This is a genomic window from Lysobacter capsici, assembly GCF_014779555.2.
Classification (GTDB): domain Bacteria; phylum Pseudomonadota; class Gammaproteobacteria; order Xanthomonadales; family Xanthomonadaceae; genus Lysobacter; species Lysobacter capsici.
Genome location: NZ_CP094357.1, coordinates 5,265,772 through 5,281,294, shown reverse-complemented (window position 1 = coordinate 5,281,294; position 15,523 = coordinate 5,265,772). Strand labels below are relative to the sequence as shown.

Sequence of the window (15,523 nt, the reverse complement as noted above, 5' to 3'; positions counted from 1 at the left end):
CACGTCGCTCGCGCGCGAGTCCATCGATGCCTTACGCATTCGATCGTCGTGATCCGAGCGGATCACGGCCGCTCATATCACACCAGATCCGGATCGCCCGGGTCGTCGCCGTTCGGGCCGGTGGCGTGGGTGGTGTCGCCCTTGCCGCCGGAAATCGCGGCGATTTCGTCGAGCGAAAGTTCGCGCGCGGCGATGCGGGCGAGCGGACGGGCGGTTTCGTTCTGAGGCAGATTCGCGTCTTGCTTGCTCATGAAGCGTTCTCCTGAAACGTGGTTGCCGAGAAGAGTTGGAAGGCCGTCCCGGCGTCGGCACGAGCGTGGATGCTAGCAATTAAGAAAGTCGTGTTTTCCCCATCGCCATCGCAGTTTCATCGTGAATGCGCGACACGATCGGCGATGGAAATTCCTTGTTCGCGATCGATTCACTCACGCCGTCGCGCAGCGCGATCACGCGATCGGCGCTGCGTATCGTGTCGGGCCGGTGGGCGATGACGATGCGGGTGATGCGCAACGAGGAAATCTCGCGGTTGATCTCGTGTTCGCGCGCCACGTCGAGGTGGCTGGTGGCTTCATCGAGCAGCAGGATCGCCGGTTGCTGGTACAGCGCGCGCGCCAGCAGCACGCGCTGTTTCTGCCCGCCCGACAGCGACGAGCCCAGATCGCCGACCAGGGTTTCGTAGCCCATCGCCATGCCGGCGATGTCGGCGTGGATGCGCGCGGCGCGCGCCGCGGCCTCGATGCGTTCGCTGCTCGCGGCCGGATCGAAGAAGGCGATGTTCTGCGCGATCGAGCCGGCGAACAGCACGTCTTCCTGCATCACCGCGCCGAACAGCTCGCGATACGCCGCCAGCCCGTAACGCTGGATATCGACGCCGCCGATGCGGATCGTGCCGGAGCTGGGCTGCAGCAAACCGAGGATCAACTTGGCCAGGGTGGTCTTGCCGCAGCCCGACGGGCCGACGATCGCGACCGATTCGCCGGCTTCGATGCTGAAACTGCAATCGCGCAGGATCCACGGCTCGTCGGCGGCGTAACGAAAACTCACGCCTTGCAGTTCGATGCGCGGCCGCGGCGCCGGGCCGGCGTAGTCGCTATGCACATGCGGTTCCGGCGCTTCCAGCGCGATATCGGCGATGCGCTGGCCGTGCAGGCCGAGCAGGCGCAGATCGACCAGCTTGTCGATCAGGCTGCCGGTGCGGGTGGCGAACAGGTCGGCGTAGGCGACGAACACCACCATCATGCCGGCGGTGAAGCGGCCCTGCAGGGTCAGCCAGGCGCAGATCCAGATCAGCAGCACGCGCTGCGCGCCGAACACCAGCTTGGACAGGGCCGAGAACACCGCGGTGGTGCGGCTGATCGCGGCTTCGCGGTTGGCGACTTCGACGCTGGCGTTGGCGATGCGCGCGCGGCGTTCGTCCTGCTTGTTGCCCAGCTTGATCGTCTGCACGCCCTGGATCGATTCGATCAGCAGGCTCTGCTGCTGCGCGACCTGGATCAGCTGCTCTTCCTTGAGCCGGCGCAGGCGTCGGAACGCCAGCCAGCGCAGGCCGGCGTACAGCGCGAACGCGGCCAGCACCAGCGCGGTCAGCGGGGGGCTGTAGAACAGCAGCAGGCCGAGCACCAGGACCACGGTGAGTCCGTCGAGCAGGCTCTCGACGAAACTGCCGGTCAAGGTCTGCTGGATCGCCTGCACCGAGACGAAGCGCGACATCACCCCGCCGACGTGGCGTTTCTCGAAGAAATCCAGCGGCAGCCGCATCAGGTGGCCGAACAGATTGGCCAGCCACTGCGAATTCAAGGACGCGCCCAGATCGGCGATCAGCCAGCCGCGCATGGCGGTGATCGCGGACTGGAACAGCACCACGGTCAGAAAGCCGATGCCGAGCAGATGCAGCAGTTCGACATCGCCCGATACCAGCACCCGGTCGATCACCCACTGCATCGCCAACGGCAGCAGCAGGGTGAAGCCTTCCAGGCTGAGCGCGAGCGCGAGGATCTGCAGGCCGGCGCGGCGCAGGCCGACGATATGCCCGGCCAGGCCGCGCAGGCTCAAGCGCTGACGTTCGCGCATCGGCGCGAAATCGGGCTTGCGCGACAGCTCCAGGGCGATGCCGGTGTAGTGGCGGCCGAACTCGGCCAGCGGCAACGAGACCGCGCCGCGGGCCGGGTCGTGCAGTTCGGCGCGGCCGCGCGCGATGCGCTTGAGCACGACGAAATGATTGAGGTCCCAATGCAGCACGCACGGCAGCTGCAGGTCGGCGAGGTGTTCGATCTCGGCGCGCAGCGGGCGGGTGTCGAAGCCGAGCGCGCCGGCGATCTTGATCAGCCGCGCCAGGGTCGCGCCGCGCGGCGACACCGGAAATCGGCGGCGCAGGCTGGCCAGATCGATGTCGTGGCCGTGATGGATCGCGATCATCGCCAGGCAGGCGAGGCCGCATTCGGCCAGTTCGTTCTGCTGGATCACCGGCAGCGCGCGGGTGCGGCTCATGGCGCGTCGCCCTGCGTCGTCGTCGGCGCGGACGCGTTCGGCGCGAGCACGCCCGGCAGGAACAGGAATTCGTACAGCCGCCGCCGTTCCAGTTGCAGTTCCGCATCGACCCGCATCTGCGCCTGCAGCGCGTGGCTGGCGACTTGTTGCCGGTCCAGATCGACCAGCACGCGCCAGGCCGGCGCATCGGCGGGCCGGCCGGTGCGCTCGCGGATGTCCTGCGCCGACAGCGGCGCGCGCGCGATCTGCGCGACCCGGCCGCGTTGCAGGCCGTAGGTCTGATACGGAAACGCCGGATAGCGCAAGGTCACCGGCGTGCCGGCCGCGATCAGGCCGATCGCGCGATCGGGCAGCCACAGCTCGGCCTGCAGCGGCGCGTGTTCGGGCAGCAGCGAGAACAGGCGTTGGCCCGCGCCGATCGCCTGACCTTCGGTCAAGGCCCAGCCGCTGATGCGGCCCGCGCGCGGCGCGAGCACGGCGATGCGGCGGCGGCCTTCGTTGTGGGCGTCGTCCTGGGCGATGTCGGCCAGCTCGCGTTCGATCCGGCCGCGGCGTTCGCTCAGGCGCCGCGGCAGATCGGCCAGCGCGGCGCGCGCGTCGGCGAGTTCGCGCGCGGCATCGAGGCGTTCGCGTTGCGCGTCCTGGACCCGGCTCAGGCTGTCGATGCGGGTGGTTTCGTATTGCTGCCACTGCACGTCGCTGAGCAGCTTGGCCGCGCGCAACGGTTGCACCTGCCGCGACAGGCGTTCAGCCTGCGCGGCCTGTTCGCGGCGCAAGCGCAATTGCGCGTCGGCCAGGTCGATGCGGCGTTGCGAGTCGTCGATGCGTTGTCGCAACGAATCGGTGTCGCGGCCGCGTTCGCGTTCGATCGCGTCGCGCTCGGCCAGCAGGCGCTCGCGTTGCAGCGCCAGTTCGGCACCGACCGCCTGGCCGACGCCGGCGCCCAGCGCCGGACTGTCGAGTTCGGCCGAGATCTCCAGCAAGGTCTGGCCGCGCGCGACTGTTTGACCTTCGACCACGTGGCTGCGCGCGATCCGGCCGCCGGCCGGCGCGCTCACGTTCAACAGACCGCCGCGCGGGATCAATTGGCCGCTCGCGCTTTCGCTGCGGGTGTAGCGGCCGAAGCCGAGCAGGGCCAGCAATGCGATCAGGGCCGCCAGCGCGAGCCCGGCCATCGGCCAGCCCATGCGCGAGACCGGCAGGCGGATGCTGCCGAGCCAGCGCTGTTTCCTGGCGTCGAGCATCTCGCGTCTGAACAGGTCTTCGTGCATGAAGACGTCAGCCGCGCACGGCGCGCGCGATGGATGCGTTCGGGCGAGTCCAGGCGATCACGGGCGTTGAGCGCACTCCGGCCGATCAGGTTCGGCCGTTGAGTGTCGTACATGACCGCGGGGCCGGCCACACGGCATTGTCGAAGCCGGTCACGGTTTGAGCCACAGATGACAAGGGTCATTCAATCGGCGGTACATCGCCGCGTCCACTCACCGCATTCATCTGTTCGCTGGCACGTGTTCACCGGCATGGGCGATCGCGTTGCATGATGCCCGTGCGCGTAGCGCTTCGGCCCGGCGTTGTTCGATCAGTTCGCCGCGAGAAGGCGCCGCGCCGAAGCGCCACGTGAATTCGCGGCTCAGCGCGAATCGGGCAGAGCTTTACGCAATCGCGGCCAATGGCCGATGGTGAGCGCGCGCAGCAGCCACTCGATCGGCCCATAGGCATGGCGTCGAAGCCACCAACGGCTCAGCGACAACTGCGCGCCGAACAGCGCCACCGCTACCGCCACGCAACCCAACGGCGATACCCGGCCCATCAGGCCGAAGCCATAACCGGTGAATATCAGCGCGCACATCAGCGATTGCAGCAGATAATTCGACAGTGCCATGCGTCCGGCCGGCGCCAACGCCGCCACCGCGCGTCGGCCGCGCGCGCTGTCGAACGCGGCCATCGCCCAGGCGGCGTAGGCCAGGCTCAGCCACGGCGCGGTCAACACGCTCAGCGCGAGCGCGAGCAGTTCCAGCGGCCCGCCCGGCGCCAGCACGGTGACCGCCGCGAATATCAGCGCCGCGGGCAGGCCGATGCCCAGTCCGTAGCGCCGCACGCGGCGCAGCAACGGTTGATAGCGATCCAGCCGCGCCAGCACCTGGCGACGGCCGGCGATCAACCCGAACAGGAACATCGCCAGCGCGCACGGCGCCTGCAGGCAGGCGAGCACGATCGCGGTCGAACCCAGTTCGCGCAGTCGCGCATCGATCACCTGGCCCGGATCGCCGGTGAAGCCCGATTGCACGGTCTGCGCGGTTTGCGCGAGCGTCGCGGCATCGGCGGGGCGGGTGTCGCCGTCGATCCACAGCCACAACCCCAGACCGCCCCAGGCCGCGGCGGTCACACCGATCAATCGGATCGCGCGGCGCCATGCGCGTTGCTCGGGGCTGTCGCGCATCGCCAACAGCAGCAGGCCGAGCACGGCATAGGTGCTGAGAATGTCGCCATGGAACAGCAGCAGCGCATGGGCCAGGCCGATCGACCACAGTCCGAGCAGGCGCCGGGCCATGCGCGGCGCGAACGCTGCATCCGCGCGCCGCGCCGAATCGAGCTGCAGCTGGAAGCTGTAGCCGAACAGGAACGAAAACAGCAGATAGAATTTCATCTCGAACAGCGCGGCGATCAACCCATGCACCAGGCGGTCCGACGGCGCATCGAAGGCCGGATCGGCCGCGCCCAGGCCGAACCAGGGCGAGGCGAACACGCCGATGTTGACGATCAGGATGCCGAACAGAGCGAATCCGCGCAGGGCGTCGAGATGCTCGATGCGCTGCGCATCGCGGGACGGGGAAGGCATGGCGTGGCGCGAGGGCGAGGGTGCGGCCATGCTCGGCGCGGTCGTGTTTGCGCGCATCGGGCCGCCGTCGGGACGCGACCGGGACGTTTGGCGGATTCGCCGCGCGCGGAAACTGGAATACTGAGCGCATGAACGACACCGCCGCACGCCCGACGCCTGCCGCACGCGCGCCGGTAAGGCGCTGGTGGAGCGGGCTGTTCTGGAAATGCCTGCTGTCGATGCTGATCGCCTCGTGGGTCAGCACCGGCCTGTTGTCCCTGCTCGGCCTGTACCTGGAGCGCCGCGAGGTGCGCGCGCACATGGCGCCGCCGCTGCTGGAAAGCGCGATGCGGCGCGAACTGCAAGGTCTGGGCCCGCTGCCCGAGCAGAGCCGGGTCGCGCCGGCGCAGTGCGAGGCGCTGATGCAGGCGCTGCTGGTGCGGATCGTCGGCATGGATTCGCCCAAGTGGATGGCCTCCTACAGCTTCGCCGGCGGCACCGCCGACGGCCGCATCGCGATCCGCTACCGCGATCGCGACGGCCGGGTCTGCCAGTTCCCGGCGCGGCCCAGCGCGCCGCTGCAACAGGTGCTGGAAGACAGCGAACACGAAGCCGCGACCACCCGCGCCGCGGTGCCGCGCCGGCACGAGCGAGAGGGCGACTGGATCAGCGTGGTCGCCTTGCCGCTGGCCGATCGGCCCGGCGCGACCTTGAGCGTCGGCCAGCATGCCGGCGGTTCGCTGGCGAGCTTCATGCGCATGGATTCGGGCGCGTTCGAAGGGTTGATGATCTATCTGGTGGTGATCAGCGCGATGTCGGCGGTCGCGGTGGCGACCTTGCTGACCCGGCGCATCCGTCACGCCGAAAGCGCCGCCGATGCCTGGGCCGCGGGCGAGCTGGACGCGCGCATCCACGACAGCGGCCTGGACGAATTCGGCCGCTTGTCGCAGCGGTTCGATCGCATGGCCGATGCGCTGGGCGAGGTGATCCAGGTGCGCCAGGCGCTGGCGGTGGCCGAGGAACGCAACCGCCTGGCGCGCGATCTGCACGACACCGCCAAGCAGCGCAGTTTCGCGCTGGGGCTGCAATTGAGCGTGCTCGATCATCTCAACGAACGCGCCGGCGAAGGCGAGGGCCAGGGCGGCGACCCGCGCCAGCGCGCGCTGATCAAGGCCGCGCTCGGCCTGACCGGACAGTTGCAGCGCGATCTGGCCGACGTGATCCAGCGTTTCTCGGCGCCGACCGTGGCCGAGCAAGGGCTGCGCAAGGCGCTGGAAGACACCTTCTCGCATCTGCTCGGCGGCAGCGAGATCGAATGGCGGTTGTTGCTCGACGGGGTCGCCGAACGCGGCCTGGGCGAGTATCCGCAGCATGCCGGGCAGTTGCTGCTGATCGCCACCGAGGCCGCCTCCAACAGCCTGCGCCACAGCGGTGCGCGCCGGATCGAGGTGGTGCTCAACAATTCCGGCAACCGCTACGGCTGGACCATCCAGGACGACGGTTGCGGCTTCATGCTCAGCGAGCACGAAACCACCGGCATGGGCCTGGCCAACATGCGCCTGCGCGCGCGCACCTTGCCGGGCGGACGTTTCCGCATCGCCAGTTCCTCCAGCGGCACCGTGGTCACGGTGTCGTTCACGCTCGACCCGCCGCAAGGAGTACACGCATGACCACCTCGGTGTTGTTGGTCGACGATCATGAAGTGGTGCGCAAGGGCATCCGCAGCCTGCTGATGCTGACCGACGATTTCGACGTGGTCGGCGAGGCCGGCGGCGGCGCCGAGGCGATCGAGCTGGCGCGCGATCTGGCGCCGGACCTGATCGTAATCGACCTGATGATGCCCGACGTCGACGGCGTCACCGCGATCCGCGCGATCAAGAGCCTGAGCCCGCGCAGCGCGATCGCGGTGCTGACCTCGACCGATCAGGACGATCTGGCCTTCGCCGCGATCGAGGCCGGCGCGCAGTCGCTGCTGTTCAAGAGCATGCTCGGCGACGAACTGCTCGCGACCTTGCGCCGCATCGCCGGCGGCGAGGCGGTGATCCATCCCTTCGTCGCCCAGCGCATCCTCAAGGCGGTGCGGCGCAAGCGCGAACCGCGCGAGGACCCGTTCGCCTGCCTGACCGAGCGCGAGCTCGACGTGCTGCGCAAGCTCGCCGAAGGCGGCAGCAACGCGCGCATCGCCGCGGCGCTCAACATCGGCGAGAAGACGGTCAAGTCGCATCTGGGCAATGTGCTGGCCAAGCTGCATCTGGCCGATCGCACCGAGGCGGTCGCGTTCGCTTGGCGACGCGGATTGATGACGGGCGAGGCCGACGACGGGCTGTGAGCGCGCGCGCGCGTCGCCGATTCGATAATGACGCGCGTGCGTTGTTGTCGCCGTCGCGATGAGCCCGATCGTCGATGCGTTCGAGACGATCGCGAAAACCCGGATTTTCGCGGGTTTTTCGCCAAAAGACAGATTGGGCAAAGTGTTCGCGCGCTCGCGTGCATCGCCCGCAAGCGTCGAAAGTCATGCAACGAATGCGCGCTCTCGAGGTAGGGAGCCGATGGTGAAGCTGCGTTAGTTATTACAGAGGTCGCCCTAGCGATCCACGCAGCAACGATGCCGACACGCGCATCGAGCCATTGCCGGCGCCGACCCACGGCGCCTTCGACATGACAGGGGTTCATCGACAGATGCAAGGCACTACCCGCGCTACGCGCATTCAACCGCGCACGCTCCGCACGCATACCCGTTCTCTTCTTTCGTTGGCGATTGTCGGCGGCCTGCTGGCCGCTTCGCCGATGGTTTTCGCGCAGGACACGATGGGCCAGGTCGGCGATGCCGACAGCTGGCGCAGCGAGGAATTCAAGCGCGACTGGGGCCTGGAAGCGATCAACGCCCACTATGCCTACGCGCGCGGCCTCACCGGCAAGGGCGTACGCCTGGGCCTGTTCGACTCGGGCACCGCGCTCGCGCATCCGGAATTTTCCGGCCGCAACACCACCAGCATCGCGCTGAGCAACGATCCCGAGTGCGCCGATCCGTCGGTGGTGGCCGGCCTGGGCGCTTGCGGCGCGACCCGCGGCGACCGCCCGGGCAAGTCGTACTACGGTCTCGGCCCGGGCGTGCCGCCGGCGCTGGCCGCGCGCCTGATCGCCGCGGGCTTGCCGTATGGCTTCGTGTATGAAGAACACGGCACCCACGTCGCCGGCACCATCGGCGCGAACCGCGACGGCACCGGCACGCACGGTGTCGCGTTCGGCGCCGATCTCACCGCCGCGACCGTGTTCGGCGATACCTACAGCGAATGGCGTCTCGACCCCGATGGTTTCTACCGCCCGCGCCCGCTGTACCGCACCGACCCGGAAGATCCCGCCACCGAAAGCATGTTCGATCAGGCGCGGGCACTGGGCACGCGCGCGATCAACCACAGTTGGGGCCCGACCCGCCGCAACACCACCGAGGCGCAGCTTGAGGCGTACTACGCGCAGCAAGGGGCGGGCTACGAAGTGTTCGCCAGCATCTATCAGCCCAAGGACGGCAAGCCCGCGTCCGATCTGATCCAGGTGTGGGCGGCCGGCAACCAGGCCGGTGGTCTGGCCAGCATCGCCGCGACGCTGCCGCGCTGGCACAAGGAAATCGAGCCGTACTGGCTCAGCGTCGCCAATGTGCGTCTGCCGGGCGAAGGCGAGGAAGGCTACGTCATCGACGAAAGTTCGAGCATCTGCGGTTTCAGCAAGGACTGGTGTGTGTCCGCGCCGGGCACCGACATCGACAGCACCATCATCGCCGGCCGCATCGACGGACGTATCGATGAAACCGACGACTACCTGCGTTTCCTGATCGACAACGAAGCGCCCGAGTACGATTACGGCCTGCTCACCGGCACCTCGATGGCCGCGCCGCACGTCACCGGTGCGCTCGGCCTGTTGTTCGAACGCTTCCCGTACCTGAGCAGCGCGCAGGTGCGCGATGTGCTGCTGACCACCGCGACCGACATCGGCGCGCCGGGCGTGGACGATATCTACGGCTGGGGCATGCTCGATCTGAAGAAGGCCATCGACGGGCCGGGCCAGTTGCGCGTGGACACCGACGTGGTGATGAACCAGCGCGCCGGCGGCGCCAAGGTGTGGGAAGGCGCGGCCTGGGACGACTGGCGCAACGACATCGGCGGCCCCGGCCGCTTGACCAAGTCCGGCGTGGGCTGGCTGCGTCTGAGCGGCAACAACGACTTCGCCGGCCTGACCGTGCGGCAGGGCGTGCTCGAACTGACCGGCAACAACACGTATGCGGCGGAAGTCACCGGCGGCGCGTTGATCGTCAACGGCAGCCTGAGCAGCGATCAGACCCTGGCGGTGCGCAGCGGCGGCATCCTCGCCGGCAGCGGCCGCATCGTCGGCAACGCGCGCATCGAAGGCGTGGTCTCGCCGGGCAATTCGATCGGTACCTTGAGCGTGCAGGGCGACTACACCCAGGCGGCCGGCTCGATCTACGACGCCGAACTGTCGGCCGGCGGCCAGTCCGATCTGATCAGCGTCAGCGGCAAGGCGACGCTGGAGGGCGGTACCTTGGTCGTGCATCACGCGCCGGGCCAGTACCTGCTCGGTCAGTCGTTCAATCTGCTCAGCGCCGACGGCGGCGTCAGCGGCCAGTTCGCCGCGCTCGATCAGACCGCGTTCTCGCCGTTCCTCAAGTTCGGCCTGAGCTACGCGGCCAACCAGGTCGGCGTGGCGGTGACCCGCGGCGCGAGCCTCGCATCGGCGGCGCAGACCGACAATCAGCGCGCGGCGGCGGCCGCGGCCGATCAACTCGCGATCGGCCAAGGCATTCCGCAGCCGTTGACCCAGTTGTTCCCGGCCCAGGCGGTCGCGGCGCTGGATTCGCTCAGCGGCGAAGGCCATGCCAGCCTGCGTTCGATCATGGTCGACGATCAGCGCCACATCCGCGATGCGGCGCTGGTGCGCGCGCGCGCCGGACGCGGCGCGTTCGCCGCCGATGCCGACGGCGAATCCTCGCAGGGCGCGTGGGTCGAGCTGATCAAGTCCGGCGGCACCCTCGACGGCGACGGCAATGCCGCGCGCAACGAGTACAACGGTTCGGTGACCCTGGTCGGTTACGACTACCGCTTCGACGGCGGCTGGCGCATCGGCGTGCTCGGCGGTACCGGCCGCAGCGACAGCAACGACGACCGTCTCGACAAGGGCCGGGTCAAGAGCCGTCACATCGGTATTTACACCGGCCAGAACTGGGGCGGCTTCGGCCTGAGCGCGGGCTTCACCTTCGCCCGTCAGGACGTCGACCTGGAACGCCGCATCGGCTTCAACGGTTTCAGCGACCGCACCCGCGCGTCGTACGACGCCGACAGCAAGCAGGGCTTCGTCGAAGGCGGTTATCGCTTCAATGCCGGCGCCTGGGAGTTCGAACCGTATGCGCAGTTCGCCCAGGTGCGGGTGAGCAGCGACGGGTTCCAGGAAACCGGCGGCGCCGCCGCGCTGACCGGCCGCGGCGCCGACAACCGGGTCAATCTGTCGACCGTGGGCCTGCGCTTCAACGTCAACCTCAAGGGTTCGCAGCAGGACGACAGCTGGTTGAGCCTGCGCGGCGGCCTGGGCCGTCGCCATGCCACCGGCGATCTGAGCCCGGAGACCTCGGTCGCCTGGCGCGGCGCCAATGCGTTCACCGTGCAGGGCGCACCGTTGGCCGACGACGCGACCTTGCTCGAAGCCGGCATCGCCGCGCGCTTGAGCGCCAATGGCTTGCTGGAGTTGAACTACAGCGGTCAGATCGCCGATGAGGCGCACGATCACGGGATCAACGCGCGGTATTCGTTGCGGTTCTGAGGTTGGTGCCCGGTTTCGGGCGGAAGTTGAGCGATGAGGAAGCCGCGACGGTTTTGGCCGTCGCGGCTTTTTTTTGGGGCGCTTGTTCTTGTGGATAAGAGCAAATCCCCCTGGCCCCCCTTTTTCAAAGGGACGGGTCGCGATATTGCTGTGATGGGTTGCCTTTAATCGCGTGCCGGTTCGGAGTGTCTACAGTCTTGGTCGGGCTTTGCCGCAGCGTCCCATCCCGTCCCTTTGGAAAAGGGGACAGGGGGATTCGCTTTTCGCTCCAGTCCCTACGATCCCAACTCCAAAGCCGTCCCATTCAACACCACAGCGTTGCAGACGCTGTCGCTTATCCGATGGCATGCATTCGGCGATGATGGGCGCTATCAAGCTCCGCGCGCTGCCCCATCACCAGGAGAAACAAACATGTTCGAGCTTTCGGCGTTACTGGCCTTCGCCGGCTTGGCCCTGGTCATGGTCCTGACCCCCGGCCCGAACATGGTCTACCTCGTCTCGCGTTCGATCTGCCAAGGCCGCAAGGCCGGGCTGACCTCGCTGGCCGGGGTCGGCGTGGGCTTCTTCTTCTATCTGTTCGCCGCCGCCTTCGGCATCACCGCGCTGTTGTTCGCGGTGCCTTACGCCTACGACGCCTTGCGCATCGGCGGCGCGGCCTATCTGCTGTGGATGGCCTGGCAGGCGATCCGCCCCGGCGGCCGCTCGCCGTTCCAGGTCCGCGACCTGCCGGTCGACAGCCCGCGCCGCTTGTTCGTGATGGGCCTGCTGACCAGCCTGCTCAATCCCAAGGTCGCGATGTTCTACCTCGCGCTGCTGCCGCAGTTCATCGACCCGCACAAGAGCGTGATGCTGCAGTCGCTAGCGCTGGGCAGCCTGCAGATCGCGATCAGCGTCGGGGTCAATGCGCTGATCGTGGCCGGCGCCGGCGGGATCGCGAATTTCCTGGCCGGACGGCCGCGTTGGGTCGCCGCGCAGCGTTGGGTCATGGGAGGCGTGTTGTCGGCGCTGGCCGTGCGCATGGCGGTCGACGCGCGCCGCTGAGCGGGTGCGGGTTGTTTATGGCGCGCCGCCGAGCGCGTCGCTTAAGGCGCCAGGCCGGCGGCCTGATCGCGCGCGCGCTGGATGATCGCGCGCACCTGCGCCCGATCGCGGTGCCGCGAGATCGCGACCGCGCCCAGCGCCAGCGCGCGTTCGCGCATCTGCGCGGTGACGTCGTAATGGCAGCCGCTGAGCTTGTTCTGGAACGACACCCGCGGCCGGCCCAGGCGTTGTGCGAACTCGTGCAGCTCATCGAGCGTATCGGCCATGAGATGCGCCCAGCGCTCGCCGCGCCAGGGCCAGACGGCATCGTCGACGTACACGGTCACGCGGTTCTCCAAGACGGGCGTCGCACGATGCATCCGCGACAGGGCCGGCCCAGTATCCGACAATCGCGGTGTCGCGAGCGAACCCCCGCCGCTCGCCGGACGCGCCATGCACCTGTCGAGCATCCACCACGTCGCGCTGATCTGTTCGGATTACCCGCGCTCCAAGCGGTTCTACACCCAGGTGCTGGGCCTGCGCGTCCTCGCCGAGGTCTATCGCGAGGCGCGCGGCTCCTACAAGCTCGATCTGGCCCTGCCCGACGGCGGCCAGCTGGAGCTGTTCTCGTTCCCCGATCCGCCGCCGCGGCCGTCCTATCCGGAAGCCTGCGGCCTGCGCCACCTGGCCTTCGCGGTCGCCGACATCGACACCTGCGTGGCCGAACTCAAGGCGCAGGCGATCGCGGTCGAGGACGTGCGCATCGACGAATACACCGGGCGCCGCTACACCTTCTTCGCCGATCCCGATGGCTTGCCGATCGAGTTCTACGAGCGCGAATGACGGCCTGCGGGCGCGTGAATCCGCCGCGGGGAAACGACAGGCGCGCCGATGCGGCGGCCAGGCGCGGCCGGCGGCTGGGACGACGAGAGGCGCGTAGAGCGGGGCGATCAGCCTGCGCCACGCATCCTCCGCGCGTTCCCGGCGCGAGGTACCGATGCTGGTCGTCCGTTCCGACGACGCGGCAAACGCGCGCTTAGGCCGGGCATCGGCCTGAACTGGCCCGAGTCGGCGCCGACCGGCCTCTACGCTTCGGCATCACGCGGCCGGTCGCACACTGGCGCCGCGTTGCCGCGGTGGACGCCGCCCATCTTGTAGCCGGAGTGTTCGATGCGCCTGGAAGGCAGTCAGGAAACCTTGCTGATCACCTTGTACGCGAAGGCCATGGACAACCGGGCCACGCCGTCGATCCTGCACGACGCCTTGGCCGACGACCTGATCCGCCGCATCGACTACGACTTCGAACGCTTCGGCCTGAGCGACTACGACATCCGCGGCCTGGCGCTGCGCTCGCGCATCATCGACAACTGGACCCGCGCCGCGCTGCAATCGCGCCCCGACACCCTGGTGCTGCACCTGGCCTGCGGCCTGGACGCGCGCGTGTTCCGGGTCGACCCGGGCCTGGACGTGGACTGGATCGACATCGACTTCCCGCCAGTGATCCAGTTGCGCCGCGACCTGCTGCCGCAGCGGCTGGGCCGTTACCGCACCTTGGCGACCAACGTGATGGAGCCGGACTGGATCGAGAAACTCGACAACCAGCGCCCGGTGCTGGTGATCGCCGAGGGCCTGTTTCCGTATCTGGACGAATACCGCGCGCGCGAACTGATGCGGCGCCTGATCGAGCGTTTCCCGCAGGGCGGTCAGTTGCTGTGCGACGTCTACGGCCGGCTCGCGCTGCGTGTGTTGCGCAACGCGCGGATGATCCGCGCGACCCAGGCGCGCATCGGCGAATGGGGACCGGCCGGCGCGGCGGAACTGGAAACCTGGCATCCGCGCCTGCAGTTCGTCGACGAACCGGACTATGCGCAACTGCCGGAAATGCAGGCGTTGCCGTGGGCGCAGCGTTGGTTGTTCAAGTTGTATGGGCGTTCGCGGTGGCTGCGCAGTCTTGGGCGGGTGGTGAGGTATCGGTTCTGAATCGAGCCGGCGATCGGCTTGGTCTCACGAAATTTTGTCGCGACATGCCTTGCGCAATGACCTAACCGCTATTGCTATTGCTATTGCTATTGTTGCCGTGGCCTCGGCTGTTGCCCCCGACAATGCCTTGCGCCTTTTGCCCTTCGCTTGCGCCTGATTCCAGATTTCACCTCCAGCGCTGCGACGCTTGGAACTCGCGTTAGCAACGGGACACCCGAAGGGCGGCGTGCAGGATGCACGCCGTGCGCCACCGGGACAAGGATGTCCCGTGTGGCGAATGCCTGCGCAAGCACCGCACTTGCGGGCCCTTGATTCAAAGAAAAGCGTTTTTCTTTGGTTACCTTTCTTTTGTCGCTTTTGACAAAAGAAAGTAACTCGGCCGCTTGCGGACGAAAGCTGTTGATCTTGCCTCTGGCTTCAAAAGCTCTAGAGCTTCAAAGCTTCAAAGCTTTGAAGCTTTGAAGCCTTTAAAGCCTTTAAAGCTGCAAGCAGGATCAAAAGCGTTCCGCCGCTGAAGCGGCGGGTCACTTTCTTTTGTCTAAAGCAACAAAAGAAAGGTAACCAAAGAAAAATGCTTTTTTGTGAATCAAAGGCCCGCGCGTGCGGTGCAGACGCGGGCATGCGCCACACGGGACATCCTGTCCCGGTGGCGCACGGCGCACATCCATGTGCGCCGCCCTACGGGTGTGCTTTTGTTCTCGCGAGTTCCGAGCTTCGCAGCGCTGGGTGAACTGCGCGGCTTCAGGCCCGAGCAAAAGCCACATGGCCTGCCTGTAGGAGCGGCGCGAGCCGCGACCGCGCCATGACGACAACGTCGCAACCTGCGTCGTAGCCGAATTCCCGCGGTCGCGGCTCGCGCCGCTCCTACAGGTAGAACACGCGGCAACGTCGACTACTCGCATCCGCCATGAACATCGCCGAACGCCACCACACTCATCCCGCCAACGCCGGATCCGGCTTGCGAAACGCGATCCCCAACCGATTCCACGCGTTCATCGCGATCGCCGCATGCGTCAACGCCACCAGATCCGCATCGCTGAACTGCCCCCGCGCCCGTGCATACACCTCGTCCGATACCGGCGCCTGACTGACCAGGGTGATCGCATCGGCCCAGGCCAGCGCGGCGCGTTCGCGCTCGGTGAACGGACCTTCCGGCCACGCCCGCAGCAGATGCAGACGGCGATGGCTTTCGCCGCGCTCCACCGCTTCCTCCGTATGCAGGCGGATGCAGTAAGCGCAGCCGTTGAGCTGCGACACGCGCACGTTGACCAGATCGATCAACGACGCTTCCAGCGAACTGTCGCCGACGTGCTGGCTCAGGCCGGCCAGCGCGCGGGTGCCTTGCGGGTCGATGGCGTTGTAATCGAGGCGGGCGGACATCGGGAGTTCCTC

At 67.7% G+C, this 15,523-nt stretch carries 13 protein-coding genes; 6 read left to right on the top strand and 7 right to left on the bottom strand.

Annotated elements, in window-relative coordinates:
* Positions 1-77: 77 nt before the first annotated feature.
* The 4 genes from IEQ11_RS21845 to IEQ11_RS21830 all read right to left on the bottom strand — a co-directional run bounded on the left by IEQ11_RS21845 (position 78) and on the right by IEQ11_RS21830 (position 5,326).
* Positions 78-251, bottom strand: coding sequence for a hypothetical protein (locus tag IEQ11_RS21845; protein WP_157754194.1), 174 nt, complete (start codon positions 249-251; stop codon positions 78-80).
* A gap of 79 nt (positions 252-330) precedes the next feature.
* Positions 331-2,487 (bottom strand): peptidase domain-containing ABC transporter, encoded by a 2,157-nt coding sequence (locus tag IEQ11_RS21840; RefSeq protein WP_228464705.1) that lies wholly within the window; start codon positions 2,485-2,487, stop codon positions 331-333.
* On the bottom strand, positions 2,484-3,758 hold the full coding sequence (locus tag IEQ11_RS21835) for an HlyD family secretion protein (protein ID WP_191822164.1): 1,275 nt from the start codon (positions 3,756-3,758) through the stop codon (positions 2,484-2,486). The genes IEQ11_RS21840 and IEQ11_RS21835 overlap by 4 nt, the downstream gene beginning before the upstream one ends.
* 359 nt (positions 3,759-4,117) lie before the next feature.
* Positions 4,118-5,326 (bottom strand): DUF418 domain-containing protein, encoded by a 1,209-nt coding sequence (locus IEQ11_RS21830; RefSeq protein ID WP_191822165.1) that lies wholly within the window; start codon positions 5,324-5,326, stop codon positions 4,118-4,120.
* Between the two features lie 128 nt (positions 5,327-5,454).
* Between IEQ11_RS21830 and IEQ11_RS21825 the strand changes: the two genes are divergently transcribed.
* The 4 genes from IEQ11_RS21825 to IEQ11_RS21810 all read left to right on the top strand — a co-directional run bounded on the left by IEQ11_RS21825 (position 5,455) and on the right by IEQ11_RS21810 (position 12,172).
* Complete coding sequence (locus IEQ11_RS21825) at positions 5,455-6,975, top strand: sensor histidine kinase (RefSeq protein WP_191822166.1); 1,521 nt, start codon at positions 5,455-5,457, stop codon at positions 6,973-6,975.
* Positions 6,972-7,634 (top strand): response regulator, encoded by a 663-nt coding sequence (locus IEQ11_RS21820; protein ID WP_036113556.1) that lies wholly within the window; start codon positions 6,972-6,974, stop codon positions 7,632-7,634. Before IEQ11_RS21825 ends, IEQ11_RS21820 begins: the two co-directional genes overlap by 4 nt.
* 458 nt (positions 7,635-8,092) lie before the next feature.
* Positions 8,093-11,131 carry an autotransporter domain-containing protein gene (locus IEQ11_RS21815; protein WP_228464707.1) on the top strand — a complete coding sequence of 1,013 codons (3,039 nt, stop codon included), beginning with the start codon at positions 8,093-8,095 and terminating at the stop codon, positions 11,129-11,131.
* A 411-nt stretch (positions 11,132-11,542) separates the two neighbouring features.
* Entirely contained in the window at positions 11,543-12,172 is a 630-nt protein-coding gene (locus IEQ11_RS21810) for a LysE family translocator (RefSeq protein WP_191822168.1), read from the top strand.
* 41 nt (positions 12,173-12,213) lie between these two features.
* On the opposite strand, the gene IEQ11_RS21805 is transcribed toward IEQ11_RS21810, so the two are convergent.
* Positions 12,214-12,498 carry a DUF4031 domain-containing protein gene (locus IEQ11_RS21805; protein ID WP_036113610.1) on the bottom strand — a complete coding sequence of 95 codons (285 nt, stop codon included), beginning with the start codon at positions 12,496-12,498 and terminating at the stop codon, positions 12,214-12,216.
* 106 nt (positions 12,499-12,604) lie between these two features.
* Between IEQ11_RS21805 and gloA2 the strand changes: the two genes are divergently transcribed.
* Together gloA2 and IEQ11_RS21795 are read left to right on the top strand one after the other, a co-directional pair.
* Positions 12,605-12,994, top strand: coding sequence for an SMU1112c/YaeR family gloxylase I-like metalloprotein (gene gloA2, locus IEQ11_RS21800; RefSeq protein WP_191822169.1), 390 nt, complete (start codon positions 12,605-12,607; stop codon positions 12,992-12,994).
* Between the two features lie 327 nt (positions 12,995-13,321).
* Complete coding sequence (locus IEQ11_RS21795) at positions 13,322-14,131, top strand: class I SAM-dependent methyltransferase (protein ID WP_191822170.1); 810 nt, start codon at positions 13,322-13,324, stop codon at positions 14,129-14,131.
* 426 nt (positions 14,132-14,557) lie between these two features.
* Here the strand turns inward: IEQ11_RS21795 and IEQ11_RS21790 are convergent, their stop codons facing one another.
* Positions 14,558-14,761, bottom strand: coding sequence for a hypothetical protein (locus tag IEQ11_RS21790; RefSeq protein ID WP_247024639.1), 204 nt, complete (start codon positions 14,759-14,761; stop codon positions 14,558-14,560).
* A 303-nt stretch (positions 14,762-15,064) separates the two neighbouring features.
* Positions 15,065-15,511 (bottom strand): carboxymuconolactone decarboxylase family protein, encoded by a 447-nt coding sequence (locus IEQ11_RS21785; protein ID WP_191822200.1) that lies wholly within the window; start codon positions 15,509-15,511, stop codon positions 15,065-15,067.
* Positions 15,512-15,523: the final 12 nt, after the last annotated feature.